At 71.1% G+C, this 24270-nt stretch carries 20 protein-coding genes; 10 read left to right on the forward strand and 10 right to left on the reverse strand.

Annotated features, from left to right (window positions below; translation table 11 throughout):
- Positions 1 to 198: 198 nt before the first annotated feature.
- Positions 199 to 1518 carry a glycosyltransferase family 4 protein gene (locus ACFVYF_RS31275; protein WP_389460783.1) on the reverse strand — a complete coding sequence of 440 codons (1320 nt, stop codon included), beginning with the start codon at positions 1516 to 1518 and terminating at the stop codon, positions 199 to 201.
- 246 nt (positions 1519 to 1764) lie between these two features.
- Here ACFVYF_RS31275 and ACFVYF_RS31280 point away from each other — a divergent pair, with 246 nt between their 5' ends.
- A complete protein-coding gene (locus ACFVYF_RS31280) occupies positions 1765 to 2493 on the forward strand; it encodes a response regulator transcription factor (protein ID WP_389460785.1) in 729 nt (242 codons plus the stop codon).
- Between the two features lie 81 nt (positions 2494 to 2574).
- On the forward strand, positions 2575 to 4257 hold the full coding sequence (locus ACFVYF_RS31285; RefSeq protein WP_389460954.1) for an ATP-binding protein: 1683 nt from the start codon (positions 2575 to 2577) through the stop codon (positions 4255 to 4257).
- 101 nt (positions 4258 to 4358) lie between these two features.
- Here ACFVYF_RS31285 and ACFVYF_RS31290 read toward each other — a convergent pair whose 3' ends face one another.
- Positions 4359 to 4697 (reverse strand): MerR family transcriptional regulator, encoded by a 339-nt coding sequence (locus ACFVYF_RS31290; protein WP_389460787.1) that lies wholly within the window; start codon positions 4695 to 4697, stop codon positions 4359 to 4361.
- Positions 4698 to 5179: 482 nt separating this feature from the next.
- Here ACFVYF_RS31290 and ACFVYF_RS31295 point away from each other — a divergent pair, with 482 nt between their 5' ends.
- Positions 5180 to 5554 carry a hypothetical protein gene (locus tag ACFVYF_RS31295; protein ID WP_389460789.1) on the forward strand — a complete coding sequence of 125 codons (375 nt, stop codon included), beginning with the start codon at positions 5180 to 5182 and terminating at the stop codon, positions 5552 to 5554.
- Positions 5555 to 5757: 203 nt separating this feature from the next.
- Here the strand turns inward: ACFVYF_RS31295 and ACFVYF_RS31300 are convergent, their stop codons facing one another.
- The 3 genes from ACFVYF_RS31300 to ACFVYF_RS31310 all read right to left on the reverse strand — a co-directional run bounded on the left by ACFVYF_RS31300 (position 5758) and on the right by ACFVYF_RS31310 (position 8748).
- On the reverse strand, positions 5758 to 7233 hold the full coding sequence (locus tag ACFVYF_RS31300) for a DEAD/DEAH box helicase (RefSeq protein ID WP_389460791.1): 1476 nt from the start codon (positions 7231 to 7233) through the stop codon (positions 5758 to 5760).
- Positions 7234 to 7426: 193 nt separating this feature from the next.
- Positions 7427 to 7630 (reverse strand): cold-shock protein, encoded by a 204-nt coding sequence (locus tag ACFVYF_RS31305; RefSeq protein ID WP_389460792.1) that lies wholly within the window; start codon positions 7628 to 7630, stop codon positions 7427 to 7429.
- 680 nt (positions 7631 to 8310) lie between these two features.
- Positions 8311 to 8748 carry a hypothetical protein gene (locus tag ACFVYF_RS31310; protein ID WP_003974483.1) on the reverse strand — a complete coding sequence of 146 codons (438 nt, stop codon included), beginning with the start codon at positions 8746 to 8748 and terminating at the stop codon, positions 8311 to 8313.
- Positions 8749 to 9112: 364 nt separating this feature from the next.
- Between ACFVYF_RS31310 and hemL the strand changes: the two genes are divergently transcribed.
- The 7 genes from hemL to ccsB all read left to right on the forward strand — a co-directional run bounded on the left by hemL (position 9113) and on the right by ccsB (position 17280).
- Complete coding sequence (gene hemL / locus ACFVYF_RS31315; RefSeq protein ID WP_389460794.1) at positions 9113 to 10429, forward strand: glutamate-1-semialdehyde 2,1-aminomutase; 1317 nt, start codon at positions 9113 to 9115, stop codon at positions 10427 to 10429.
- The gene (locus tag ACFVYF_RS31320) at positions 10426 to 11124 is read left to right on the forward strand and encodes a histidine phosphatase family protein (protein WP_389460796.1); all 699 of its coding nucleotides are present in this window, start codon (positions 10426 to 10428) and stop codon (positions 11122 to 11124) included. Before hemL ends, ACFVYF_RS31320 begins: the two co-directional genes overlap by 4 nt.
- A 238-nt stretch (positions 11125 to 11362) precedes the next feature.
- The gene (locus ACFVYF_RS31325; RefSeq protein ID WP_389460797.1) at positions 11363 to 12724 is read left to right on the forward strand and encodes a hypothetical protein; all 1362 of its coding nucleotides are present in this window, start codon (positions 11363 to 11365) and stop codon (positions 12722 to 12724) included.
- Between the two features lie 66 nt (positions 12725 to 12790).
- Entirely contained in the window at positions 12791 to 13432 is a 642-nt protein-coding gene (locus tag ACFVYF_RS31330) for a TlpA family protein disulfide reductase (protein WP_389460799.1), read from the forward strand.
- Positions 13433 to 13465: 33 nt separating this feature from the next.
- The gene (locus ACFVYF_RS31335) at positions 13466 to 14269 is read left to right on the forward strand and encodes a cytochrome c biogenesis CcdA family protein (RefSeq protein WP_389460956.1); all 804 of its coding nucleotides are present in this window, start codon (positions 13466 to 13468) and stop codon (positions 14267 to 14269) included.
- Positions 14270 to 14272: 3 nt separating this feature from the next.
- Positions 14273 to 16207, forward strand: a complete 1935-nt coding sequence (locus tag ACFVYF_RS31340; protein ID WP_389460801.1) for a cytochrome c biogenesis protein ResB — start codon at positions 14273 to 14275, stop codon at positions 16205 to 16207.
- On the forward strand, positions 16204 to 17280 hold the full coding sequence (ccsB, locus tag ACFVYF_RS31345; protein ID WP_389460803.1) for a c-type cytochrome biogenesis protein CcsB: 1077 nt from the start codon (positions 16204 to 16206) through the stop codon (positions 17278 to 17280). The genes ACFVYF_RS31340 and ccsB overlap by 4 nt, the downstream gene beginning before the upstream one ends.
- A 290-nt stretch (positions 17281 to 17570) precedes the next feature.
- Here the strand turns inward: ccsB and ACFVYF_RS31350 are convergent, their stop codons facing one another.
- From ACFVYF_RS31350 to ACFVYF_RS31370, 5 genes are all read right to left on the reverse strand, one after another.
- Entirely contained in the window at positions 17571 to 19121 is a 1551-nt protein-coding gene (locus ACFVYF_RS31350) for a hypothetical protein (RefSeq protein WP_389460804.1), read from the reverse strand.
- Entirely contained in the window at positions 19121 to 21229 is a 2109-nt protein-coding gene (locus ACFVYF_RS31355) for a hypothetical protein (protein ID WP_389460806.1), read from the reverse strand. Before ACFVYF_RS31355 ends, ACFVYF_RS31350 begins: the two co-directional genes overlap by 1 nt.
- A gap of 162 nt (positions 21230 to 21391) precedes the next feature.
- Complete coding sequence (locus ACFVYF_RS31360) at positions 21392 to 22405, reverse strand: isopenicillin N synthase family dioxygenase (RefSeq protein ID WP_389460808.1); 1014 nt, start codon at positions 22403 to 22405, stop codon at positions 21392 to 21394.
- Positions 22386 to 22844, reverse strand: a complete 459-nt coding sequence (locus ACFVYF_RS31365) for a nucleoside deaminase (RefSeq protein WP_389460810.1) — start codon at positions 22842 to 22844, stop codon at positions 22386 to 22388. Before ACFVYF_RS31365 ends, ACFVYF_RS31360 begins: the two co-directional genes overlap by 20 nt.
- Before the next feature lie 82 nt (positions 22845 to 22926).
- Positions 22927 to 24039, reverse strand: coding sequence for an abortive phage infection protein (locus tag ACFVYF_RS31370; protein ID WP_389460812.1), 1113 nt, complete (start codon positions 24037 to 24039; stop codon positions 22927 to 22929).
- Between the last annotated feature and the right edge of the window lie 231 nt (positions 24040 to 24270).

A 24270-nucleotide genomic window follows, 5' to 3' on the forward strand; every position in this document is an offset into this window, starting at 1 on the left:
CGGACGTGCGGTGGCTTGCGTGTGCGGACGTGCGGTGGCTGTGGCGGGCGCGGGCGCGGGTGCGGGTTGCGGGTGCGGACGTGCGGTGGCGGGTGCGGGTGCGTGTGCGGGCATCGGGTGCCGGCCTGGGGTCGGCCACGCGCGCGTGGCCCTCGGTCAGGTCTCCCGGGCCAACGGCCACGCGCGCGTGGCCCTCGGTCAGGTCTCCCGGGCCGCCCGGGCGCCGGACCAGGCGGGCCGTACCCACGCGCGCACCCGGCGCAGTACCGCACCGGCCAGTCGGCGTGCCCAGCGCAGGACGCGGGCCCGCTCGCGGGCCCAGGCCCGCTGCTGCCGGGTGGCGCGCAGCTCGGCGAAGAGCAGCTCGTAGCGGGCGACGATCCCGGCCGCGTCGTAACGGTGGGCGCTCTGCAGCGCCGCCCGGCCCATCGACCGGCGCTGCCACTCGTCGGAGACCAGTTCGAGCATCACGTCGGCGAGGGCCCGCGCGTCACCGACGGGGACGAGCCGGCCGTCGACCCCGTCCGTGATGATCTCGCCGGGCCCCAGCGGACAGTCCGTGCTGACCACGGCCACCCCGCAGCGCATCGCCTCCACCAGCGTCATCCCGAACGACTCCGCGTCCGAGGCGCTGACCACCAGCGACGCCTGGGCGAACTCGGCCTCGATGGGCGTGCGCGCTCCCATCAGCCGTGCGTGCCCGGCGAGCCCGAGACCGTCGATCATCCCTTGCAGGTGCTCCCGCTCCGCCCCGCCGCCGTAGATCCGCAGCTCCCACTCCGGCTCCTTCGCCGCGACCGCCGCGAACGCCTCGATGAGCAGGTCGAAGCGTTTTCCGGCGACGAGCCGTCCCGCCGCCGCGATCACCCTGGCGGTGCCGTCGGACGGTGTCACCCCGGCCTCCGGCACGATGTTCGGCACCGACTCCACCCGCACCCCGGGCAGCGCCATCCGGTTCCGGTACACCTCGGCGTCGGCCGCCGTCATCGTCACGACCGCGTCCAGCCCCCGGTACTCCTGGGCGAGCACCGCGCGCAGCCGCTTGCCGTGGGCGTCGTGGCGCAGATGCTCCTGGCCGATGAGCAGGGCGCGCCGCGGTGCGAAACGGGCGACGTAGACGTTGATGCCGGGGCGGGTGCCGATCACCACGTCCGCGGTGGACCGCGCCAGATGGGCGCGGACCCGCAGGTCGGTGAGCCGGGTGTACTGGCCGTGCCGCTTGTCCGCCGCGGGAAAGTCCACGGCCGGCTCCGCGAACGCCGGGTCCGCCAGGTCCGCACTGCCCTCGCGCGTGTCCACCAGCGGTACGAGCGTGATCCGCGGGTCGATGTCGAAACGCGGGGTGTCGCGGTGCCGGGACATCGAGACGATCTCCACCTCGTGCCGGTCCGCCAGGGCCGCCGCGAGGTTGAGCGTCGTCCGGACGGTGCCACCGATGGCGTACGCGTTGTGCAGCAGGAACACGATCTTCCGGCGCTCGCCGCGGGCCCGCTCCGGTGCATCCGTGCTGTTCCTCACACGTGCGCCCGTGCTGCTCCTCACACGCTTCATGGGCTCCATGCCCTTCGTACGCTCCCAACCCGTCATGCCGTTCATGCACTGCCTTTCCCGGCGGCATTCGGCCGTCCACGCGACCTCACATACGGCTCACAGTGACCCGGCGAGGTAAGTCCGTTGCCGGGCCGGGGTGAGAGCCGGGTAAGAAGCCCGTTCGGACCGTCCTCGGCGGGCGGTTCCCGGTCGCCCTCTTGGCAGACTGGTCGGGTGCCCCACAATGTGCTGCTCGCCGAGGACGATCGCGCCATCCGTCATGCCCTGGAACGCGCACTGACGCTGGAGGGTTACGAGGTGACGGCCGTCGCCGACGGGGTGGAGGCTCTGGCCCAGGCCCACCGCAACCCGCCGGACGTGCTCGTCCTGGACGTGATGATGCCGGGAATCGACGGCCTCCAGGTCTGCCGGGTGCTGCGCGCGGAGGGCGACCGGACGCCGATCCTGATGCTCACCGCGCTGGTCGAGACGGCCGACCGCATCGCCGGCCTCGACGCGGGCGCCGACGACTACGTGGTCAAGCCGTTCGACGTCGAGGAGGTCTTCGCCCGGCTCCGCGCACTGCTGCGCCGTACCGGGACCGGGACCTCCCTGTCCGGCCCGGGTACCCCCGGCGGCGGCGACGTACCGCCGGCCGCGCCGGGGCAGGTGGCCGCCGCCGGACTGCGCATGGACGTGCAGGCGCGGCGCGCCTGGCGCGGAAAGCGCGAGCTGGAACTCACCCGCACCGAGTTCGAGCTCCTGGAACTGCTCGTCCGCAACGCGGGCATCGTCCTCGACCACCCCACGATCTACGACCGTATCTGGGGCTACGACTTCGGCCCCGGTTCCAAGAACCTCGCCGTGTACGTGGGATATCTGCGGCGCAAGCTCGACGAGCCGGACGCGCCGGCGCTGATCCACACCGTCCGGGGCGTGGGATATGTCCTGAGGGAGGACTGAGTGCCGCCCGGCGCCCGCCCCCGGCCGCGGCTGTTCCAGCGGCTGGTCCGCCGCCCGTGGCTCCGGGCCCGGCTGCGGCCGATGTCGTCCCTGCGGGCCACCTTCACCGTGTCGTTCGCGGCGGTGGCCGCCGCCGTCACCGTCCTCGTCGGCTTCCTGAGCTACGGCGCCGCCGCCCGTCTCGTCCGCGTCGACCAGCAGACCGTCTTCGAGCAGGTCGTCCACGATCTGCGCGAACAGGTGCGGCACGAAAAGCTGACAGCCGCGGATTTCGCGTCCTCCGACCCCGATCACGACGGCCCGCGCGACGAGATCATCCGCACCAGCCGTACGGCCGTACAGGTACTCGGCCCCGGCGGCACCGTCGTCGATCGCGGCAACCCCCGGCTGCCCGCCACCGCCGACGACCGGCGGATCGCCGGCTCCGCCAAGGCGGGCGAGCTGCTGGAGCGCAAGGAGGTCGAGGTCGCCGGCGACCGCTACCGCGCGGCCACCGTCTCGCTCGGCGACGGACGGGGAGCCGTCCAGGTCGCGCAGGAGTTCAGCGACACCGAGGATCTGCTGCGCCAGCTCCAGCAGCGCACGGTCCTGCTGGTCGCGGCGGTCGTGGTCGCGGCGGGACTGTTCGGCTGGTGGCTGGCCCGGCGGATCACCCGCCGCCTGGTGCGGCTCGCCGGGGCCGCCGAGGACGTGGCCCGCACCGGACGGCTCGGCATCCAGGTGCCGGTCACCGGATACGACGAGGTGGCCCGCCTCGGGCGTTCCTTCGACCGCATGCTCGGCCGGCTCGCCCAGTCCGAGGAGGACCAGCGCCGGCTGGTCCAGGACGCCGGCCACGAACTGCGTACGCCGCTGACCTCGCTGCGTACCAACATCTCCATGCTGCGCCGGATCGACGAACTGCCGCCGGCCGCCCGCGAGGAACTCGTCGCCGACCTGGCGCTGGAGTCACGCGAGCTGACCGACCTGGTCAATGAGCTGGTGGACCTCGCGGCCGGCCAGTCCGACACGGAGCCGGTGCAGCCCCTGGACCTCGCCGACCTCGCGGCGGACGTGGCGACGCTGGCCCGCCGCCGCACCGGCCGGGACGTCACCGTCCGGGTACGGGGCGACGCCCGGGTCGACGGCCGCCCCTCGGCCCTGCAGCGGGCCCTGTCGAATCTGGTCGAGAACGCGGCGAAGTTCGACCTGACGGGCAAGGCGCCCATCGAGATCGCGGTGCTGGGCCGCCCGTTCGGCGCGGACGGTGAGGCGGACGACGGGCCGGGCGGTCTGGGGGCCGGCGGGGGCGCCGCCGGGCGCGGGCCCGCCCTCTCCCGGCGTATCGCCGGTGCCGGTCGTGGGGCCGAGGGTGCCGGGCGTGGGGGTGGTGCCGGTCGTGGGGCCGAGGGTGCCGGGCGTGGGGGTGGTGCCGGTCGTGGTGCCGAGGCCCGTCGCGGCGCCGAGGGCTCCCGGCGTACGGCTGGGGCGGGTCGTGATCCCGAGGGTGACGGTGGCCCCGACCTCGGGCGTGGGCCGGTGCGGGTCGAGGTGCTCGACCGGGGGCCCGGGATCGCGGACGGCGACCTGGTGCGTATCTTCGACCGCTTCTACCGGACCGCCGACGCCCGCAGCCGCCCCGGCTCGGGGCTCGGCCTCTCCATCGTGCGCGAGGTCGCCACCTCCCACGGCGGGGAGCCCTTCGCCCTCCGGCGCGAGGGCGGCGGGTCGGTGATCGGCTTCACCGTGGACACGGGCGGCCCGGAGACCGACAACCGTGGCTGAAGCAACCGCCGCGCCGTCCGCCGGCCCGTTCTCGTCTCTTCTCGTCTGCTCTCGGCGAGCGGGGCGCCCGGGCGTGGCACGGGTGCCGAAGGGCTCCGGCGTCAGCGGGAGCCGTTCGATGAATCCGCGGCGGCGCGGCGGTACTCGGCGTTGATGCGCTGAGCCTCCTCGAGCTGGTCCTCGAGGATGACGATGCGGCAGGCGGCCTCGACGGGCGTGCCCTGGTCGACGAGCTCGCGGGCACGGGCGGCGATCCGCAGCTGATAGCGCGAATACCGGCGGTGGCCGCCCTCCGAGCGGAGGGGGGTGATCAGGCGGGCCTCTCCGATGGCACGGAGGAACCCAGGGGTCGTGCCGAGCATCTCGGCGGCCCGGCCCATGGTGTACGCGGGGTAGTCGTCGTCGTCCAGACGATCGCCCAGCGGGTTGTCTGCTGTCATCTCACCTCGTAGTGCAACGCCGTCGAGGGGCCCTGGTGCCGTACGGCACCAGGGCCCCGAAGGAAATTCAACACCATCTGCCGGCTCTACTGCAGTGCCGACCTTCTGTGTCCGCTGTCCGGCCCGGTCGAGGGGCGGGAGAGCGGGGATCGCGAATGCGTGACCGGGGACCACCTTCCAATCCGGGGTCTTGCGGTACCCGGGCCGGTTCCTGCACGTGCCCGGGCGATCCTGATGGCGTCAGGTCCCTCCGTTCTCTCCGCTGTCGTACCTGTACAAGTCACTGCTGCTACCCGGCGGTTCGTCTCCGCCAGGTCTCGTCGGACTGCGTTTACGAGAGAAACGCTAGCCACCCAGAAGCCAAATGTCTACTCTGGCGAGCACAGGTTTTGCAGGGTTGGTGCCGATGATTATGTGCGGCCCGCGTGATCATGACCTCCGGAGGGGCGGGCCGCCGGGCCTGCTGCATAGAATCCGCACTCATGTCGAACCCTGACGAACTGCTCGTTGGCATTGCCGCCACGGTGGAGTCCGAGCAAAGCACTCAGATGTCCTTGACCGTCGTCTCGGGCGGCGCCGTCATCACCGGCCGCCTGGCCCCCGAAACCGTGTGGAGACAGCGGGTGGCGGAGGTCCTGCTGGACTCCGACCGGCTGGGTCCGTTCTCCGGCATCTTCACCGCCGAGAGGGAACCGGACCGCACCGCCGGCGGCGGGGCGCCCACCCATCTGCACTTCCACGTCGCCCGGATCCTGCAGGGCACCATGGGGATTCCCGAAACCGGCGGGATGTACCGCGTGGCGATCGACGACGTCACCGCCTGGACCATGGGCGACTTCAGCTACTCCGACCAGTGAGACACCCGGGCACACGATGAGGGCCCCTGCCGGCGCACACCGGCAGGGGCCCTCATCGATCCGAACGGTTCAGTTCACGCTGTACGTGTGCCAGTGCCGGGTCACGCTGTACGCGTGCCAGTCACCGGCGTCCGAACGCTTGGTGCCCGCTGTACGCGAGCCGGTCCCGGTCACGCTGTACGTGAGCCGGTCACCGGGCGTCCTCAGGCCGCCGCGTCGAAGGCGGACGGGCGCTGGGCCGGGCGGTGCGCCACCTGGCCGGTGCGGCGGTCCTGGCCGGTGCGCCGGTCCTGGCCGGACCGGCTGCGACGGCCGCGGGACGAGGTGGCGGGCCCGCCACTGCGTCGGGGGCGTTCCGAGACCGGCGCGGTGATGACGACCGGGACGCCGGAGGGGGTCTGCGCGCCCGTGATGCGGTTCAACTCCGCCTCGCCGGAACGCACTTGAGCCGTGTGCGCGACGACGCCCGCGGCGACCATCAGCCGGCTCATCTCACGGCGCTGGTTGGGCGTCACCAGAGTGACGACGCTGCCGGACTCGCCGGCCCGGGCGGTACGGCCGCCACGGTGCAGATAGTCCTTGGGGTCGCTCGGCGGGTCCACGTTCACGACCAGGTCGAGGTCGTCGACGTGGATGCCGCGCGCCGCGACGTTGGTCGCCACCAGCACCGTCACATGGCCGGACTTGAACTGGGCCAGGGTGCGGGTGCGCTGGGGCTGGGACTTGCCGCCGTGCAGGGCCGCGGCGCGGACACCGCTGTTGAGCAGGTGCCCGGTCAGCCGGTCCACCGCGTGCTTGGTGTCCAGGAACATGAGCACGCGGCCTTCGCGGGCCGCGATCTCGGTGGTGGCGCGCTGCTTGTCGGCGCCGTGCACGTGGAGGACGTAGTGCTCCATCGTGGTGACCGCGCCCGCCGACGGGTCGACGGAGTGGACCACCGGGTCGCTCAGGTACTGGCGGACCAGCAGATCGACGTTGCGGTCCAGGGTCGCCGAGAACAGCATGCGCTGCCCCTCGGGCCGCACCTGGTCGAGAAGCGCGGTGACCTGGGGCATGAAGCCCATGTCGGCCATCTGGTCGGCCTCGTCGAGGACCGTGATGGCGACCTGGTCCAGGCGGCAGTGGCCGCGGTCGATGATGTCCTTGAGCCGTCCCGGGGTGGCGACGACGATCTCCGCCCCCGACCGCAGCACATGGGCCTGCCTGCCGATCGACATGCCGCCGACGACGGTGGCCATCCGCAGCTTCACGGAACGGGCGTACGGCGTGAGGGCGTCGGTCACCTGCTGGGCCAGCTCGCGGGTGGGGACGAGCACCAGGGCCAGCGGCTGCCGGGGTTCGGCGCGCCGGCCTGCCGTACGGGCCATCAGGGCGAGGCCGAAGGCGAGCGTCTTGCCCGATCCCGTGCGGCCCCGGCCGAGTACGTCACGTCCCGCGAGGGCGTTCGGCAGCGTCGCCGCCTGGATGGGGAACGGAGTCGTCACACCCTCGGAGCCGAGCGCGGCCAGCAGGGGCGCCGGCATGTCGAGGTCGGCGAATGTGTCGGCCGCGGGGAGCGCGGGGGTGACGGTCACCGGCAATGCGAATTCGCCACCCGGCGCGGTGCGCGAACGCGCGGACCGATTGCTCGGGCGGCTGCTGTTCGTGCGTGTGCGGTAGTTCGTACGTGTGCGGTTCATGCGGAACCTCCTTGGTGCGGCACGCAACAAGGAATTCTCGGCAGCTGAGCAGCACAGAGAACCGCGAGGACGCGCCAGTGAAATGCGAAAACGCGGATCTGGCAGCGGAAAATACTCGCGGACCGCGTCATGGAAACGCGCTGGGGCCCGCACCCCAAGGTGCGGGCCCCAGCTGCGATGAAAGCGTTGGGCGTCAGGCGGGAACGATGTTCTCCGCGGTCGGGCCCTTCTGGCCCTGCGCGATGTCGAAGTTCACCTTCTGGCCTTCGAGCAGCTCGCGGAAGCCCTGGGCGGCGATGTTCGAGTAGTGGGCGAACACGTCCGGGCCGCCACCCTCCTGCTCGATGAAGCCGAAGCCCTTTTCTGCGTTGAACCACTTAACGGTGCCACTAGCCATGTCAATTCTCCTTCTGGGCAGTCCCGGAACCCGCACTGTGCGGATTCCGATTGGTCGCGATTGCCCTCTCCGGAAAAGACCGGCGACACAAAAGCACGCCCAGCGGTATGGAAGCCGCCGGGGCGCTTGAAGTTCTGGGAATCACAACTGCAACTTTGCCGACAGTAGCACGGTGCGCTCGCCGGTGCACGATAAGCAATTACGCTCGCCCCGATACGCGCGAAACCCTCATTGGGCGTTGCGCCCATTTCTGCTCCGGCGAGCACAGATATTGTTTTCGGGAGTGCTCCGCCGCTGACTCATGGCCGCGTACGCCGCGGCCCACGTGCCGGAATTGAGGGCTTCAGGGACGCCCGGTGCGGGGTCACAGGCGGCTTCGGCCCCGAGGTGCGGGTCTGTGTCGCGGAGGCCGTCCGGGAGCACCTCGGCAACTGGTTCGAGGAGCACCCGGCGCGGGCCGCGGAGATCATCGACCGAATGGTCCGGTGCCTTCACCAGGGCTGAACGGCAGCGGACGGCCCGGTCAGAAAGCCGTGCGGAAGCGTGCAAATGACGGGGGTCCGCTCGTCGGGCAGGGCACATCGCTGCCGTCGCTCAAATCCATGTGCCCTGGCCGTCCGCCCCCGCACATGAAAAGGGCGAGGTCCGAAGACCCCGCCCGCTACCAATGAAACCCCAGGTCAGGGCCACACCAGACAGTACGGCTGATGCCCCGCCTCATGCAGCCGGTGGCTGAAGTCCTGCCACTCGTGCAGCAGCTGGTAGACGTTGAACGCGTCGCGTGGGCCGCCGCGGTCGGGGACCGTGGACCAGATGAAGGCGGCGGCGCCCACCGCCTCCTCGCCGATGCCGCGGAGGGGGTCGACGACGGTCATGGGGAGCTTGACGACGGCGTAGTCGGGGTGGAGGACGACCAGCTCCAGCGGGGGCACCTTGTGGAGGGGGACGCCCTCGATGCCGGTGAGGACCATCGCGGCCATCGTCTCCGGCTTGATCTTGGTGAACATGCCGTTCATCCCGAGCTCGTCGCCGCCGAGTTCCTCGGGGCGCATCGAGATCGGGACGCGGGCCGCCGTCGCTCCGTCGGGCGCGCCGAAGTATTTGTAGGTCACCCCCACCCGGCCACCATTCCCGCTCCCTGCCCCGAGCCGGTCTGCCCTGCGGTCCATGTAGTCCATACCGTCCATACGGGCCGACTGGTCGATTCGCTCAGGCTCACTCTGTGAACCCTGTACCTGCCGTGTCTCGGCAGCTTCCTCCGCCTCGCGTCGGTGCTTCCCCCGCCGGGCACGCCGAGGGCCGAGGTCATCGGTCCCCTCGCCCAGTCCGCCACCGCGATGCATATCTCCACCCGACTGCTTTTCTAGGACGCGCAGGCCCCGCCGCGCAACCCGATCATCGTGACAGTGACCTCCCCCACGGCCGCACGCCGAAACGTGCGCTGAAACACCTGTCGGCAGGATCTTCGCAGCCTCTGACACCATGGCTCGTGTGAGCTATCCGTACGAAGCCCCAGTTTCGCAGACTCTTTTCGACCGTGCGGCTGCCGTCACGCCCGGCGGCGTGAACTCTCCCGTGCGCGCCTTCCGCGCCGTGGGCGGTACGCCCCGATTCATGGTGTCCGGCAACGGCCCCTATCTGACCGACGCCGACGGGAGGGAGTACGTCGACCTCGTGTGTTCATGGGGGCCGATGATTCTCGGGCACTCCCGGCCGGAGGTCATCGCCGCGGTGCAGGAGGCCGTCGGGCGCGGCACCTCCTTCGGGACGCCGGGGGAGGGAGAGGTCGCGCTAGCCGAGGAGATCGTCGCGCGCGTCGGGCCCGTCGAGCAGGTACGTCTCGTCTCCAGCGGGACGGAGGCGACCATGTCGGCCATCCGGCTGGCGCGGGGATTCACCCGTCGCGCCAAGGTGATCAAGTTCGCCGGCTGTTATCACGGGCACGTCGACTCCCTGCTGGCCGCCGCGGGCAGTGGCGTGGCGACCTTCGCGCTGCCGGACACCCCCGGGGTCACCGGCGCGCAGGCCGGCGACACGATCGTCCTGCCGTACAACGATCTCGAATCCGTGCACGCCGCCTTCCATGCGCACCCCGGTGAGATCGCCTGTGTGATCACGGAGGCCTCGCCCGGGAACATGGGCGTCGTGCCGCCGCGGCCCGGCTTCAACCAGGGGCTGAAGGACGCGTGCGCGAAGAACGGCGCGCTGTTCGTCTCCGACGAGGTGATGACCGGATTCCGGACCAGCAAGGCCGGCTGGTTCGGTGTCGACGGGGTCCGTCCCGACCTGATGACCTTCGGCAAGGTGATGGGCGGCGGCTTCCCGGCCGCGGCCTTCGGCGGCCGGGCCGACGTCATGGGTCACCTCGCGCCGGCCGGGCCGGTCTACCAGGCGGGCACGCTGTCCGGGAACCCGGTCGCGACCGCCGCCGGCCTCGCGCAGCTGCGGCTGCTCGACGACGCCGCGTACGACAAGGTCGACGCCGTGTCGTTGCAGATCCGCACGCTGGTGACCGAGGCACTCAGCAAGGAGGGCGTGGCGCACCGGCTGCAGAACGCGTCCAACATGTTCTCCGTCTTCTTCACCGAGCGGGAGGTGCGGGACTACGAGGACGCGAAGAAGCAGGAGTCCTTCCGGTTCACCGCGTTCTTCCACTCGTTGCTCGCGCAGGGCGTCTATCTGCCGCCTTCGTCGTTCGAGTCGTGGTTCGTGTCCACGGCGCATGACGAGCGGGCAGTCCAGCGGATCGCCGACGCCCTTCCGGCGGCGGCACGGGCAGCGGCGGAGGCCACGGCATGACCGAGCAGGGAACCGAGCGGGCGGACGACATCACCGTCGTCCATGTGATGCGGCACGGCGAGGTGGCCAATCCGGACGGCGTCCTCTACGGACGGTTGGCCGGATATCACCTGTCGGACCTCGGGCGGCAGATGGCCGACCGGGTCGCCGAGCACCTCTCCTCGCGGGACATCACACATGTCGTCTCCTCCCCGCTGGAGCGGGCGCAGGAGACGGCGACGCCCATCGCCAAGGCGCACGGTCTCGACCTCGCGACCGACGGGCGGCTGATCGAGGCGGAGAACGTCTTCCAGGGCAAGACCTTCGGGGTCGGTGACGGCGCGCTGCGCCGGCCGGAGAACTGGAAGCACCTCGTCAACCCCTTCAAGCCGTCCTGGGGCGAGCCGTACCTGGAGCAGGTCGTACGGATGATGGGGGCACTGGACGCGGCCAAGGACGCGGCGCGTGGGCACGAAGCGGTGTGCGTGTCCCACCAGTTGCCGATCTGGATCCTGCGGTCCTTCGTGGAGCGCCGCCGGCTGTGGCACGACCCGCGCAAGCGGCAGTGCACCCTGGCGTCCCTGACGACCTTCACCTACCGCGGCGACAAGATCGTCTCCGTCGGCTACAGCGAGCCCGCCCGGGATCTGGTGCCGGCTCATCTCCTCGCGGGCGCCAAGCCGGTGAAGGGGAAGGACAAGGCCTTCGGGGCCTGACAGCTCGGCGTGCGTCCGTCGTGGAGGGGTGCGTGCGTCCGTCGCCGAAGGGTGCGTGCGTCCGTCGCCGAAGGGTGCGTACGAACCGTCACAAAGCGTACGCAGACGTGTCATCCGAGCGTTTCTTCGTAAAATCATATAAATATGTGCGAGTCAGACGGAACCCCCGTCTTCGTCGCGCCCTCTCCTTGTGTACCGGCTGGGAGCCAGCTGAGAGGGCGCGACGAATGGGGACGGAATGCGGGAGTTCAGCCGACGCGGAATGATCGGGACGGGAGCGGGCGCCGCGGCCGCGCTGGGACTCGCCGCCTGCGGTACTGCCCAACAAGAGGGGGGAAGCACCCCCGGGGGTTCCCGCAGCGGAAAGCCCGGTGCCCCCAAGACCCCGGCGCGCCCCCTCGGCGACGGGTCCACCTCCTTCACCGGCAAGCAGCCCAACCAGCCGAAGCGGCCCGTCCCGCTGGAGCCCGGCGAGACCCCGCCGCAGTTCGTGGTCTTCTCCTGGGACGGCGCGGGAGAGGTCGGCACCGGTCTCTTCGAGCGCTTCCTGCAGCTCGCCGAGGACCACGACGCGCACATGACCTTCTTCCTGTCCGGGCTCTATCTGCTGCCCGAGTCGAAGAAGCGCATGTACCGGCCGCCGAACAACACGCCGGGCGCCTCCGACATCGGCTACCTGACCGACGACCACATCAAGCTGACGCTGAAGTCCGTGCGCCGCGCCTGGCTCGACGGCCATGAGATCGGTACGCACTTCAACGGTCACTTCTGCTCCGGCTACGGCACCGTCGCCAACTGGACGCCCCAGCAGTGGCGCAGCGAGATCGACCAGGCGAAGTCCTTCGTGAAGGAGTGGCGGACCAACAGCGGCTGGACCGATCTGCCCGCGCTGCCCTTCGACTACGACCGCGAACTCATCGGCGGCCGCACCCCGTGTCTGCTCGGCCAGAACAACCTGCTGCCCACCGCCCGCGAGCTGGGCTGGCGCTACGACGCCTCCTCGCCCGGCGGGCGTCAGCGCTGGCCGCAGAAGAACCAGGGCGTGTGGGATCTGCCACTGCAGGCGATCCCGTTCCCGGGGCACAGCTTCGAGGTGCTCTCGATGGACTACAACATGCTGGCCAACCAGTCGGTCAACTCCACCAGGGCGCCCTCGTACAACTACCCGGGCTGGCGCAAGCAGTCGGCCGGGGCGTACATCGCCGGATTCAAGCGGGCATACGAGACAAACCGCGCACCGCTCTTCATCGGCAACCACTTCGAGGAGTGGAACGGCGGCATCTACATGGACGCGGTCGAGACCGCCTTCAAGCGCATCGCGCGGGAGAGGGAGAAGGGCGGGGACGTACGCCTGGTCTCGTTCCGGCAGTTCGTGGACTGGCTCGACGTGCAGAAGCCGGAGGTGCTGGCCAAGCTGCAGTCGCTGGACGTGGGCGTTCAGCCGGACGGCGGCTGGAAGCAGTTCCTCGCCGGGACCGGCAAGGGCTCGTCCACCGGGTCCTCCACCAGCACGTCCACCGGGTCCTCCACCGGGACCTCCACCGGGTCCTCCACCCGCTCTGCCGCGCACTCCTCCGGCCGGTCCTGGACGGCCGCCTGAAATGCGGGTTTCCGCCCGCAAGGGGGGTGCGCAAGATCCCCAGAACGGGCATGCGAAACTTTTCACATGAGTGCCGCCTGCCGCGCCCCCCAGCGCCTCAACCGCACGAACCGCACCGACCGCACCCGTAGCCGCGCCGCCCTGGTCACCGCCGGGGCCGCCGTCGCGGCACTCGTCCTGGCCGCGTGCAGTTCCGGGGGCACCTCCGGGGGCTCGGGGAACACCAACTTCGTCTCCGGCAAGGACGGCATCGCGACCGTCGCGAAGGGCTCGCGGGCCGCCGCCCCCGACCTCTCGGGCAAGACGGTCGACGGCAAGCAGCTCGACGTCGCCGATTACAAGGGCAAGGTCGTCGTCCTCAACGTCTGGGGCTCCTGGTGCCCGCCGTGCCGTGCCGAGGCGCCGAACTTCGTCAAGGTCGCCAAGGACACCGAGGCGCAGGGCGTGCAGTTCGTCGGCATCAACACCCGCGACTCCAGCACCTCTCCGGCCAAGGCGTTCGAGAAGGAGCAGGGCATCACCTACCCGAGCCTGTACGACCCCACGGGCCGGCTGATGCTCCGCTTCAAGAAGGGCACGCTCAACCCGCAGCTGATTCCGTCGACGCTGATCATCGACCGGGACGGGAAGGTCGCGGCCCGCTCGATGCAGGCCCTCAGCGAGGAGAAGCTGCGCGAGATGCTCGACCCGATCCTCGCGGAGAAGTGACCTGAGGTGTCCCTTCTCGCCGCGTCCACGGACATCGCGACGTCCGCGCACCTCGCCACGTCCGCGCACCTCGCCACGACCCTCGCCGAGTCGACCGGCAGGAACGAGACGGTCTTCAGCGGGGCACTGCTGATCGCCCTGCCGATCGCCCTGCTCGGCGGGCTCGTCTCCTTCTTCTCGCCCTGCGTCCTGCCGCTCGTGCCGGGTTACCTCTCGTACGTCACCGGAGTCACCGGCACGGATCTGGCCGAGGCCCGACGGGGGCGGATGGTCGCGGGTGCGGGGCTGTTCGTGCTCGGCTTCACCGCCGTGTTCGTCTCCGGCGGTGCGCTCTTCGGGTACTTCGGCTCCACCCTCCAGGAACACCAGAGCACGCTGTCCAAGGTGCTCGGCGTACTCATGATCCTGATGGGCGTCTTCTTCCTGGGCCTGATGCCCTGGCTCACCCAGCGCGAGTTCCGCTTCCACAAGCGGCCGGTGGCCGGCCTGGTGGGCGCGCCCGTGCTGGGCGCGCTCTTCGGTATCGGCTGGGCGCCCTGCATCGGCCCGACCCTGGCGTCCGTGAACGCGCTCGCCTTCAACGAGGCGAGCGCGGGCCGAGGGGCCATACTGACCGTCGCGTACTGCGCCGGCCTCGGCATCCCCTTCGTCCTCGCCGCGGTCGCCTTCCGCAAGGCGCTCGGCGCCTTCGGCTGGGTCAAGGCCCACTACGCGTGGGTGATGAGGATCGGCGGCGGCATGATGATCGTGACCGGCCTGCTCCTGCTCACCGGTGCGTGGGACAGCATCGTGCAGTCCATGCAGACCTGGTCCGACGGCTTCACGGTGGGGATCTGATCCATGAGCGAGACCGAGACCGGGACCGGTTCCATGCGTACGACTGACACCGGCGAGCCGACCGACACCAACGGGACGACCGGCACGACCGGGACGACCGGCACGACCGGGACGACCGGGACGACCGGCACGGCCGGGACGGCCGGCGCCGAGGGCACCGCGGGAGACGAGCGCACGGAGGCCGCGCGGGACGCGCGGGAACTCGGCGCGGCCGGCTCGCAGTTGTCCACCGCCCCGACGGAGACGGCGATGCCCGGCTCGTTCGGCGGGACGCGGGCTCCCGGCGTCGCCGGGTGGCTCGCCTGGACCGGCCGCGAGGTCATCGGCTGGACCCGGTGGTTCTGGCGGCAGCTGACCTCCATGCGGGTCGCGCTGATCCTGCTCTTCCTGCTGTCGCTGGGGGCGATTCCCGGATCGCTGATCCCGCAGTCCGGGACCGACGCGACGAAGGTCGCGGAGTTCCTGAAGACGCACACCACGCTCGGGCCGCTCTACGAGAAGCTCGGCCTGTTCCACGTGTACAGCTCGGTGTGGTTCTCCGCGATCTACATCCTGCTGTTCGTCTCGCTCATCGGCTGCATCGTGCCGCGGACCTGGCAGTTCGTGGGGCAGCTGCGCAGCCGCCCGCCGGGTGCGCCGAAGCGGCTGACCCGGCTGCCCGCGTACACGACCTGGCGCACCGAGGCCGCGCCCGAGCAGGTCCGTGCGGACGCGCTCCGGCTGCTGAAGCAGCGCCGCTTCCGCGCGCACGCCGCAGGGGACGCCATCGCCGCGGAGAAGGGCTATCTGCGCGAGACCGGCAACCTGATCTTCCACATCGCCCTGATCGTGATGCTGGTCGCCTTCGCCTGGGGCCAGCTCTTCAAGTCCGAGGGCGACAAACTGATCATCGAGGGCGACGGCTTCTCCAACACCCTCACGCAGTACGACGACTTCAAGTCCGGCAGCCTGTTCAGCAACGACGACCTGACGCCGTTCAGCTTCGACCTCGACAAGTTCACCGGCACGTACGAGCGGACCGGGCCCAACAAGGGCACCCCGCGCACGTACCGGGCGGACATCAGTTACCGCGAGGGCGCCTACGGCAAGGCGAAGAAGACCTCCGTCCAGGTCAACGAGCCGCTGGTGATCGGCGACTCGAAGGTCTACCTCGTCAGCCACGGCTACGCGCCCGTCGTCACCGTCCGGGACGGCAAGGGGAACGTCGTCTACAGCCAGGCCGTGCCGATGCTGCCGATCGACTCCAACGTCACCTCGCAGGGCGCGATCAAGGTCATGGACGGCTACAGGAACGCGCAGGGCAGGAGCGAGCAGCTCGGCTTCGCCGCGTTCTTCGTGCCGACCTTCGCGGGCGCCGGCAAGGGGACGATGTTCTCCCAGTTCCCCGCGCTGGACTATCCCGTGCTCGCCCTGTCCGGGTACCACGGCAGCCTGGGGGTCGACTCCGGTCTCCCGCAGAACGTGTACCAACTGGACACCTCCGAGATGAAGCAGTTCAAGGACGCCAAGGGCGACATCCTCAAGAGCCGGCTGCGGCCGGGCGAGACCATGAAGCTGCCGAACGGCGCCGGCTCGATCACCTTCGAGAAGGACATCAAGGAGTGGGCCGGCTTCCAGGTCACCCAGCAGCCCGGCAGCAGCTGGGCGCTGGCCGGCGCGTTCGCCGCGATCTTCGGGCTCGCCGGCTCCCTGTTCATCCAGCGCCGCCGCGTCTGGGTGCGCGCCACCACCGGGGCGGACGGCGTCACCGTCGTCGAGATGGCCGGGCTCGGCCGCAGCGAGTCCGCGAAGCTTCCCGAGGAACTCGGCGATCTCGCCGGGCTCCTGCACGACCGGGCGCCCAGCGCGCCCGAGCCCGATACGGTCACCCCCGGGCCCGATCCGGACACCTCCGAACCTCACGCCGTACCTGCCGCCGAAGGGGCTGAGAAGCAGTGACTCTCGCCGCCGCAACCAACGAACACCTCGCCAGCATCAGCAATACGCTGATCTACTCGTCGATGGCCGTCTATACCCTGGCCTTCTTCGCGTACATCGCCGAATGGCTGTTCGGCAGCCGCAGCAAGGTCGGCCGCACGGCCGCCGCGCTCACGCAGAAGCCCGGCGCGAAGGCGCCCGCGGTCACCGTCCAGTCCGCCGGTGGCACCGCTGTCCTGGAGCGGCCCAAGGTCGTCGTCCGCTCAGCGGCCGGCGCCCGTGACGTCCCGGACGGTCCCGGCGCGCACGGCGGTGACGAGCAGGGGGACCTCTACGGCCGTATCGCCGTGTCCCTCACCGTGCTCGCGTTCGCCGTCGAGGCGGGCGGTGTGGTCGCCCGTGCTCTGTCGGTGGAGCGGGCGCCGTGGGGCAACATGTACGAGTTCAACATCACCTTCTCCACCGTCGCCGTCGCTGTGTACCTTTCGCTGCTCGCGCTGAAGAAGAACATCCGCTGGCTGGGCCTCCCCCTGGTCACCACGGTCCTCCTGGATCTCGGTCTCGCCGTCACTGTCTTGTACACCGCGAGCGACCAGCTGGTTCCCGCTCTGCACTCGTACTGGCTGTACATCCACGTCTCGACCGCGATCTTCTGTGGCGCCGTCTTCTACGTCGGCGCGGTCGGCACCCTGATGTACCTCTTCAAGGACAACTACGAGAACAAGCTCGCGAACGGCGGGCAGCCCGGCCGGTTCGCGACCTCCGTCATGGAGCGGCTCCCGGCCTCGGCCTCGCTCGACAAGTTCTCCTACCGGGTGAACGCGGCCGCCTTCCCGCTGTGGACCTTCACGATCATCGCGGGCGCGATCTGGGCGGGCGACGCCTGGGGCCGCTACTGGGGCTGGGACCCCAAGGAGACCTGGGCGTTCATCACCTGGGTCGCGTACGCCTGCTATCTGCACGCCCGTGCGACGGCCGGCTGGAAGGGCCGCAAGGCCGCGTACATCGCGCTGATCGCCTTCGCCTGCTGGCTGTTCAACTACTACGGGGTCAACATCTTCGTGACCGGCAAGCACTCCTACGCCGGCGTCTGATCCCGCCCCGGGACGGCCGGGAACGCCGGCTCCTCGCGGCGTGCGGAACCCTCGGCTCCGGGTGAGGCTGGGGTCATGAGCGGATCCATCGAGGAGGGCCCCACCGAGACCCGCGGGGACGGGGCCGGGGCCGTCCGGCACTTCCTGCTGCGCCTGCCCCAGCCCGTGGCCGGGGCCTGGCGCGCGGTGGCCAGTCCCGAGGGCCTGGCGGAGTGGCTCACCGCCGCCGAGGTCTTCGAGCCCCGGCTCACCCGGTCCCGGCCGAAGGCCGTCGGGCCCGCCGTGCCGCCTCAACCCGTACTGGGCGGCAAGCACTCCGTCTCCGGTGGCCTGCCCTCCGGCCAGGCGATCTTCACGAAGCGGGAGCTGCCTTCCGGGGTCAGTTCCACGATCGGTACGGCCTTGTCGTACGGATTGCCGTGGACGTCCAGGCAGATCCAGCCGCTCGCCCCGTTCACCCGCAGCTGCTTGCCCTTCACCTGCGGCCACTGGAGCCCCACGTCCGCCAGGGCCGGGATCCGCTTCCCGTCCGGCGTGGCCGCGCGGATGCCGTGCACGGCGAGCCGCAGGGCGTCGTAGGCGATGATCAACTGGCCGTCGTCGAGGGCGACCGGACCGATGGGTCCGACGGGCTCGCGCTTGCTGCGGCGCAGCATGCCGTCGAGCTGCTCCGCGTCCGCGGCGCTCCCGCCGGTCTTCGCGGTGTCCTGCACCCAGGCGTCCGGGTGCGCGAGAGCCGTGTAGCGCACGGACAGGTTGTGCTTCAGGGCGCTGCGGTCCAGGTCCTTGTCCCCGGTGAGGTACGAGCCCTCGTCGCCGGTGAGCAGGGTGAAGCGCCGGTCCTGGCAGCCGCGGTCGCCCAACGCGTTGATGAACTGGCGCAGTTGGGTGTGGCGGCCGGCGAACAGGACGGTGTCCGTACCGCGTGCCGTGTCGCACAGGACGTGGGTGATCTGCTCGAAGGTGTTGGCGGTGGTGCCCTCCTTGCTGCGGTCGTCGGGCGGGGTGTACGGCTGCGGCTCGTACGGCGAGCCCTTGAGCAGCTTTCCGAAGGAGCTCTGGAGGGTGCGCGTATAGGGGTCGCCCGGCTTGTCGTAGACCAGGAACGCCTTGCCGGCCGAGACCTTGGCGAAGGAGGCGAGGGCGCGGGCCTCGTCGGTGTTGGTGGGGGAGACGCGGGCGAGCCCGGGGTAGGGGTCCTTGCCCTGGCGCCCGTTGGCGAGATCGTCCGCGGTGATGGAGGTGCCGATCACCGGGATGCCCCGCCGGGTCAGCTCCGCGACGGCCTTCTTGTTGTTGTCGGTGCTCAGCCCCACGCCGGTCACCGCGCGCAGCCGCTCGGGCCCCTTCGTCATCCGCTCCAGCTGGTCCACCGTGTGCTCCCAGTGCGCGCCACTGGCACCGGGGTTGGCGAGCACCAGCCGGATCTTCGGGGTCTGCTCGTTGGAGTCGTGGTTGGCCTGGTACTGGGCCAGATAGGCGCCCTGGAGCTCGTGCTGCACATCGCGGAGGTTGTCGGCGTCGGTCGCGGTGAAGGGTTCCAGCAGGGCGACGGTCACCTGGCCGCCGGGTGCCAGCCGGTGGTTCTCGCGGTTGATCGCCCGTACGGTGTCCGCGAGTTGGGGACGGCCGAAGGCGTACGTGGTGCTGGAGACGCCCACGCATTCGGTGCTGCCCTCGGGCTGGACGACCCCGGGCGCGCAGCTGCGGTCGTCGTGGGCGAGCGTCCGGCCGCCCCAGACCCCGAAGGTCACCAGGACGGCCGCCAGCGACAGGGCGACGTACCTCCGGAAACGTATCTCCCAGATGTCCTCGCGCAGCCACACCCAGACGTGCGCCATCACGCGTCCCCCTCGCCTTCCTCGTCGGACCCGCCCGGGATGCGGAGGGGCCGGCCGGCCAGGGCGTCCGCCGGCCAGTCCCGCGAGGCCCGCCACAGCAGGGCGGTGCCCGCGGGCCGTGTGTTGGACAGCTGCTCCAGCTCGAACCGCAGCCGCTCGCTCACCTTCGGATCCGGCAGCACCAGCGGGTCGGTCAACTGCCAGACGGCGTGCAGCAGTCGGCGGATCCGCAGGTGCAACGCGGCGTCGACCCCGTCCGGCGACCGCACCGCGGCGTCGGTGTGACCGAGGGCGACCGGGACCCGGTGGTCGTGGCCGTCGAAGTCACGGCCGTCGGGGTCGTGCGGGTGGTAGTACGGCGCGGAGGCGATGAAGACCAGCGCGGCGAGCCAGTCGTGCGGGTCGAGTCGGTGGAAGGCGTCCCTCAGATACGCGATCGCGGATTCGGCTTCGCCCAGGGCGAGTTCGTGGTGCAGCCGGTAGCGGGCGCGGCCGGGTTCTTCCACGCCGCCGGGCACGTCGGTGTAGTGGCCGATGAGCGCGCGGTGGGCGGCCCGCCACTGCTCGTGGTCCGGATCGAGGTGGTGCAGCCGCAGCAGCAGCAGCGCGCGCAGGAACGGGTCGCCGACGAACTGCCCGGCGTTCGCCGGCCGGCCCTCCCGGGCGAGCCGCTCCTCCAGGTCGAGGACACCGGAGGCGCCGAAGTCGTCCGGCAGCCGCTCCTCGGCGAGGACCCGGGCCGAGTCGCGGTCGTGGGCCGCCGCGAGCACGGTGAGTTCGTCGAGCCGGCCGCCCGGCACCAGCCGGGCGAGGAGTTCCCGGTAGGCGGGGCGCCCGTCGTGGTCGTCGTGCAGGGCGAGGTCGGCGGTGAGCAGCGCGCCCAGCGAGGCGGCGGCGGGCAGGTTCTGCCGGGCGGAGGCCGCGAGCAGGGCGACGCCGAGCGGGCTGCCGCCGGTCAACCGGTGGGTGGCGTACGGGAGTTGCGGTGGCGCCGGCAGCTCCCGGCAGGCGCCGCCCACGATGTGCAGGGTGTCGTCGGCCGTCAGCGGCGGGAGCGAGACGAGCAGCGCCCGCGAGGACGGCGAGGTGCCCGGCGTCCAGCCGCTGTGCCGGGCGGCCTCCGGGAGCGTACGGCGCACGGCGTTGCGCAGCGCGGGGTGCGCCGTGCCGCGCAGGGCCGTGAAGAAGGCGGTGTGGTCGGCGATGCCCTCGGCGCGGTCGCGCAGCACCGCCTCCATGAGGCCCCGGCCGGCCGGCGCCTGCACGTTGTCGATCAGGACGACGGGCCGGCCGATCCGCTTCGAACGCTGCAACGGGCTCGCGTACGCGTCGTCGAGATCGGCCAGCAGGGCCCGTACGAGATGGCGTTCCGCGTGGGAGCGGGAGTCGCCGCCCGCCCGGAAGTGCCCGGAGAGCAGGATGAGTCCGAGCTTGGGGTTGCCGCCCGCGTTCGGGTAGTCGCGGTACCAGGTCGCGCCCTTGCGCAGCCGCAGGTGGGTGGGCGACATCCCTTCGGAGAACGCCTCCAGGGTGGCCTCGATGATCGGCTCGACCACCGGCCCGGTGCCCGACATCGAGGCGATCATCTTGGCGACGACCTTGCCCACCCAGCGACCGGCGAACCCGGACAGCCAGGAGCCGGAGTCGTTCAGCAGCAGGATCCGCTCGGCCTCCTGGCGGATGCGCGGCAGATCGCGGTCGCTCCAGCCGCCCGCCGCCACCGCGAGCAGACCGGACGCGAGCCGCGGGAAGCTGATGCGTCCCGCGCCCGTCACCGGCTCCGCGAGCTGCTCGGCGATGGTGGTGAGGGCGTGCGCCGGCGGCGACCACGCCTCGGGCGGCCGCTCCGTCGGCGGGGCGCCGAACTGCGCGTCCTCGCCGTCGATCAGCGCGACCGGCGTATGGCCCTTGTAGGCCTCCCGGAGCTCACCGAGCACCGTGCTCTTGCCGAGCCCCCGGGCGCCCGCGAACACCACGAACGGGAGCTCCTTGGCATGCTCCAGTGGTGCCGAGCGGTGCTGGTACGGGCGCAGGCCGATGAGCCGTGGGGCGAGCCCGGGCGGATCCGTGTCGAAGAGCGCCCCCCGCCCGTGCAGCCCTCTGTGCACCGCATCTCCCCCTGTTGCGGTCCAAGCCCCACCCGCTGCCGTCGATCCCGCTGCTGTCTCTGTCATGGTTGAGGTGAGGTGTATCAACCACAGTGTAAAAAGGGGGAGTTGGTTCGGACTAGGGCGCGCGATGTCCGTTGGGTTACGAAACGCGTTCGCCTGTCAGCCGACTGTGATCGAGTCCAGCTTCTCGCGCAGGTACTCATGAGAGTCCACGGGCGGGTAGGCGACACGGCCCACGGGGGCGGGTACGGACTCCACCAGCGTGCCCGGGGTGCACTCGCCGAAGTAGACCAGGGAGATCAGCTCCTCGGCCGGGGCGTCGGCGGGCGGGGGCAGCACGCGGTGCCGGCCCGAGCGCCACCGGTCACCCGTCCAACGGGCCATCAGATCACCGATGTTGATGGTGAAGGCCGCCGGGTCGAAGGGCGCGTCCTGCCAGCCGTCCTCGTCCGTGTAGACCTGCAGACCGCCCTTGCCGGCCTGCCGGTCGAGGATCGTGACCGTGCCGAAGTCGGTGTGCGGGCCGATGCGGAACTGCCCAGGCTGCGGCTCGCCGACGACCTCCGTGCCCGGATACCAGTTGATGTTGAAGCCGTACGTCGGATGGTCCATGTGCCTGGTGAAGAAGTCCGGGGCCAGTCCCAGGGCTTCGCCGAGGAGAGCGAGGAGATGGTTCTCCAGCTCCGCCATCCGCGCGAGGTACTCCTCGCAGAGCGCCCGCAGTCCGGGTGCCTCGGCCGGCCAGACGTTGGGCGCGTACCACTCGGCATTGACCTCCGGGTCCTCGAACGGCTCGTGCGTCGCGAAGGTCAGCGACTCCTTGAGGTCCGGCGGGGTCTCGGTGCCCTCCGAGTAGCCGTTGGCCTCGGCACCCGGACCGAGCCAGCCGCGGCCGCCGACCTTCGCGGTGTACGGCTGTTTGGCCGCGGCGGGCAGGGCGAAGAAAGCGCGGGCGGCCGTTCGGATGCCGGTGCGCAGGGCGGGGTCCACGCCGTGCCCGGTGACCAGGAGGAAACCGGCGGTGCGCAGCGCGTCGTCGACGGTACGAGCGGTCCGGGCGCGGGCGCCGGGGTCCCCGGCGAGCCACGGGCGCAGATCGATCGTGGGGATACGGGGGCCGGTCGGGGCGCCCGTCCGGGCGTCCGGCTGGGGGTCACTCACCGATGTCCTCATTCCACAGTGCCGGCTGGTCCTTGATGAAGTCGCGCATCATCGCGACGCACTCGGAGTCGTCGAGGAGGACGATCTCCACGCCGTGCTCGGCGAGCCAGTCGTGGCCGCCGTGGAAGGTCGCGGCCTCGCCGACGACGACCCGGGAGATCCCGAACTGGCGGACCAGGCCGCTGCAGTACCAGCACGGCGACAGCGTGGTCACCATCGTCGTACCGCGGTAGCTTCGCCGGCGTCCGGCGGCACGGAACGCCGCCGTCTCCGCGTGCACCGACGCGTCGTCGTCCTGCACGCGCCGGTTGCGGCCGCTGCCGAGAAGGGTGCCGTCCGCGCCGTACAGGGCGGCCCCGATGGGGATGCCGCCCTCGGCGAGCCCGGCCCGGGCCTCGGCGACGGCCGTGGCGAGCCACGCGCGTGCCTGTGCCTGATCGATGCGCTCCATGACTCCACTCTCCTGTGGCCGGACCACCGGGGCAACGTGCGGAAAATACCCTCCCGCCGGCCCGCGCCCGCAGGGACGCGCTTCAGCAGCGCCGCGCCCGCGCGTACTGCCGGGCCAGCGCGTGGAAGGACTCCTTGGGCTCCCAGTGCCGGCCGGAGGACGGGTCGTCGGGACGGTCCCTGATCGTTTTCACGATGCTGTAGCTCGCCATGTCGAGGTCGAGGCGGCGTTCGCGCCGGTGCGGGGCTTCGGCGTTGACGAAGGTGTACGCCAGCGCCGCGTACAGGCCCATCGACTCGAACACCGACAGCACGTCCGTCAGATAGGCGGCCTGCGTCCGTTCGCTGCGCACCAGGTCGCCCTTGATCTCCGGCGGTTCCTTCGTGTAGTCGACGACGTCCCAGCCCATGCCGCCCTGTTCCGGGGCGCCTTCGAAGGTGCAGCAGCCGAACTCCATGATGGCGAGCGGCTTCCCGAAGCGGGTGTACTTGCGCAGCTCGCGGACGTGGCCGGACCGGCGCCGGTAGAACGAGTAGTAGTCGAGGCCGACGATGTCGAAGAGGTTCCAGTCGACCTCCTCGTCCTGCGCGGCCGCGTACGTCAGCCGCCCGTGGAAGACGGACCGGCCGACGGCCGCCGCCCGGGCGGTGAAGCGGCGCAGCCGGCGCATCATCTGTACGGGGTCGAAGTTGCCGGAGAGCAGGTTCGCGATGCGTTCCTCCGCGGTGGCGCCGGGCACGATCCCGGGCACGAAGAGCACGAACTCGCAGCCCACGCTGAGGTGGACCCCGGCGCCCTGCCGCCGCAGCCGCTCGGCGAACCGGCCGCACTCCGCGAGATGGTCGAGGATCTCGCGCTGCGGTACGTCACCCAGCGTCGGTTCCAGCCAGACGTGCAGTCCGCGCTCGGCCGCCTCGGCCGCGGTGGAGGTGAGCCGCTCGACCCCGTCCCCGGTGACCTTGACGGACTCGGCGTGCAGGTCGTGCCGGATCGCCCGCAGGTCCGCGCGCATCCGGGCGGCGCTCCAGGCGGTGGCGGGTGTGTCGCCCGCCGCGACCTCGTAGACGACTCCCCGGTGCGCAAGTCCGGGGCGCCCGGCCCCTGTTGTCGCCGCGGCCGGTGCCCCGGGCAGCAGCAACGCGCTCCCGGCCCCCGCGGCCATGCCCAGAAAGCGTGCCCGACTGATGTCCCGCATCGTGCCCTCCCATGCCGTTGTCGCCCCAGTCTGGGAACCGGCCGTGGGTCGCGCCGTCCGCCGTTGGTCTACGGCGGCCCGCCGAAGGGATGAAGCAGGGGGCTGCTTACGGCTCCGCCATGCATCCCCGCCACGCCATCCGGCTGCGATGTGAGGTACCGGGCTGCGACGTGCGGTGTCCGGCCGCGACGTCAGGTCTCGCGCTCAGACGTGCGGTGTCGGGCCACGACG

Origin of the sequence: Streptomyces sp. NPDC058274, from assembly GCF_042881375.1 — a bacterium.
Lineage (GTDB): Bacteria > Actinomycetota > Actinomycetes > Streptomycetales > Streptomycetaceae > Streptomyces.

Bases quoted from the DNA above. Each gene is read 5' to 3' on its own strand.
- ACFVYF_RS31360 (WP_389460808.1), bottom strand. From the start codon at position 22,405: ATGAGGACATCGGTGAGTGACCCCCAGCCGGACGCCCGGACGGGCGCC.
- ACFVYF_RS31285 (WP_389460954.1), top strand. From the start codon at position 2,575: ATGTCGTCCCTGCGGGCCACCTTCACCGTGTCGTTCGCGGCGGTGGCC.
- ACFVYF_RS31370 (WP_389460812.1), bottom strand. From the start codon at position 24,039: ATGCGGGACATCAGTCGGGCACGCTTTCTGGGCATGGCCGCGGGGGCC.
- ACFVYF_RS31340 (WP_389460801.1), top strand. From the start codon at position 14,273: ATGAGCGAGACCGAGACCGGGACCGGTTCCATGCGTACGACTGACACC.
- ACFVYF_RS31330 (WP_389460799.1), top strand. From the start codon at position 12,791: ATGAGTGCCGCCTGCCGCGCCCCCCAGCGCCTCAACCGCACGAACCGC.
- ACFVYF_RS31320 (WP_389460796.1), top strand. From the start codon at position 10,426: ATGACCGAGCAGGGAACCGAGCGGGCGGACGACATCACCGTCGTCCAT.
- ACFVYF_RS31300 (WP_389460791.1), bottom strand. From the start codon at position 7,233: ATGAACCGCACACGTACGAACTACCGCACACGCACGAACAGCAGCCGC.
- ACFVYF_RS31290 (WP_389460787.1), bottom strand. From the start codon at position 4,697: ATGACAGCAGACAACCCGCTGGGCGATCGTCTGGACGACGACGACTAC.
- ACFVYF_RS31305 (WP_389460792.1), bottom strand. From the start codon at position 7,630: ATGGCTAGTGGCACCGTTAAGTGGTTCAACGCAGAAAAGGGCTTCGGC.
- ACFVYF_RS31325 (WP_389460797.1), top strand. From the start codon at position 11,363: ATGCGGGAGTTCAGCCGACGCGGAATGATCGGGACGGGAGCGGGCGCC.
- hemL (WP_389460794.1), top strand. From the start codon at position 9,113: ATGGCTCGTGTGAGCTATCCGTACGAAGCCCCAGTTTCGCAGACTCTT.
- ACFVYF_RS31350 (WP_389460804.1), bottom strand. From the start codon at position 19,121: ATGGCGCACGTCTGGGTGTGGCTGCGCGAGGACATCTGGGAGATACGT.
- ACFVYF_RS31365 (WP_389460810.1), bottom strand. From the start codon at position 22,844: ATGGAGCGCATCGATCAGGCACAGGCACGCGCGTGGCTCGCCACGGCC.
- ACFVYF_RS31295 (WP_389460789.1), top strand. From the start codon at position 5,180: ATGTCGAACCCTGACGAACTGCTCGTTGGCATTGCCGCCACGGTGGAG.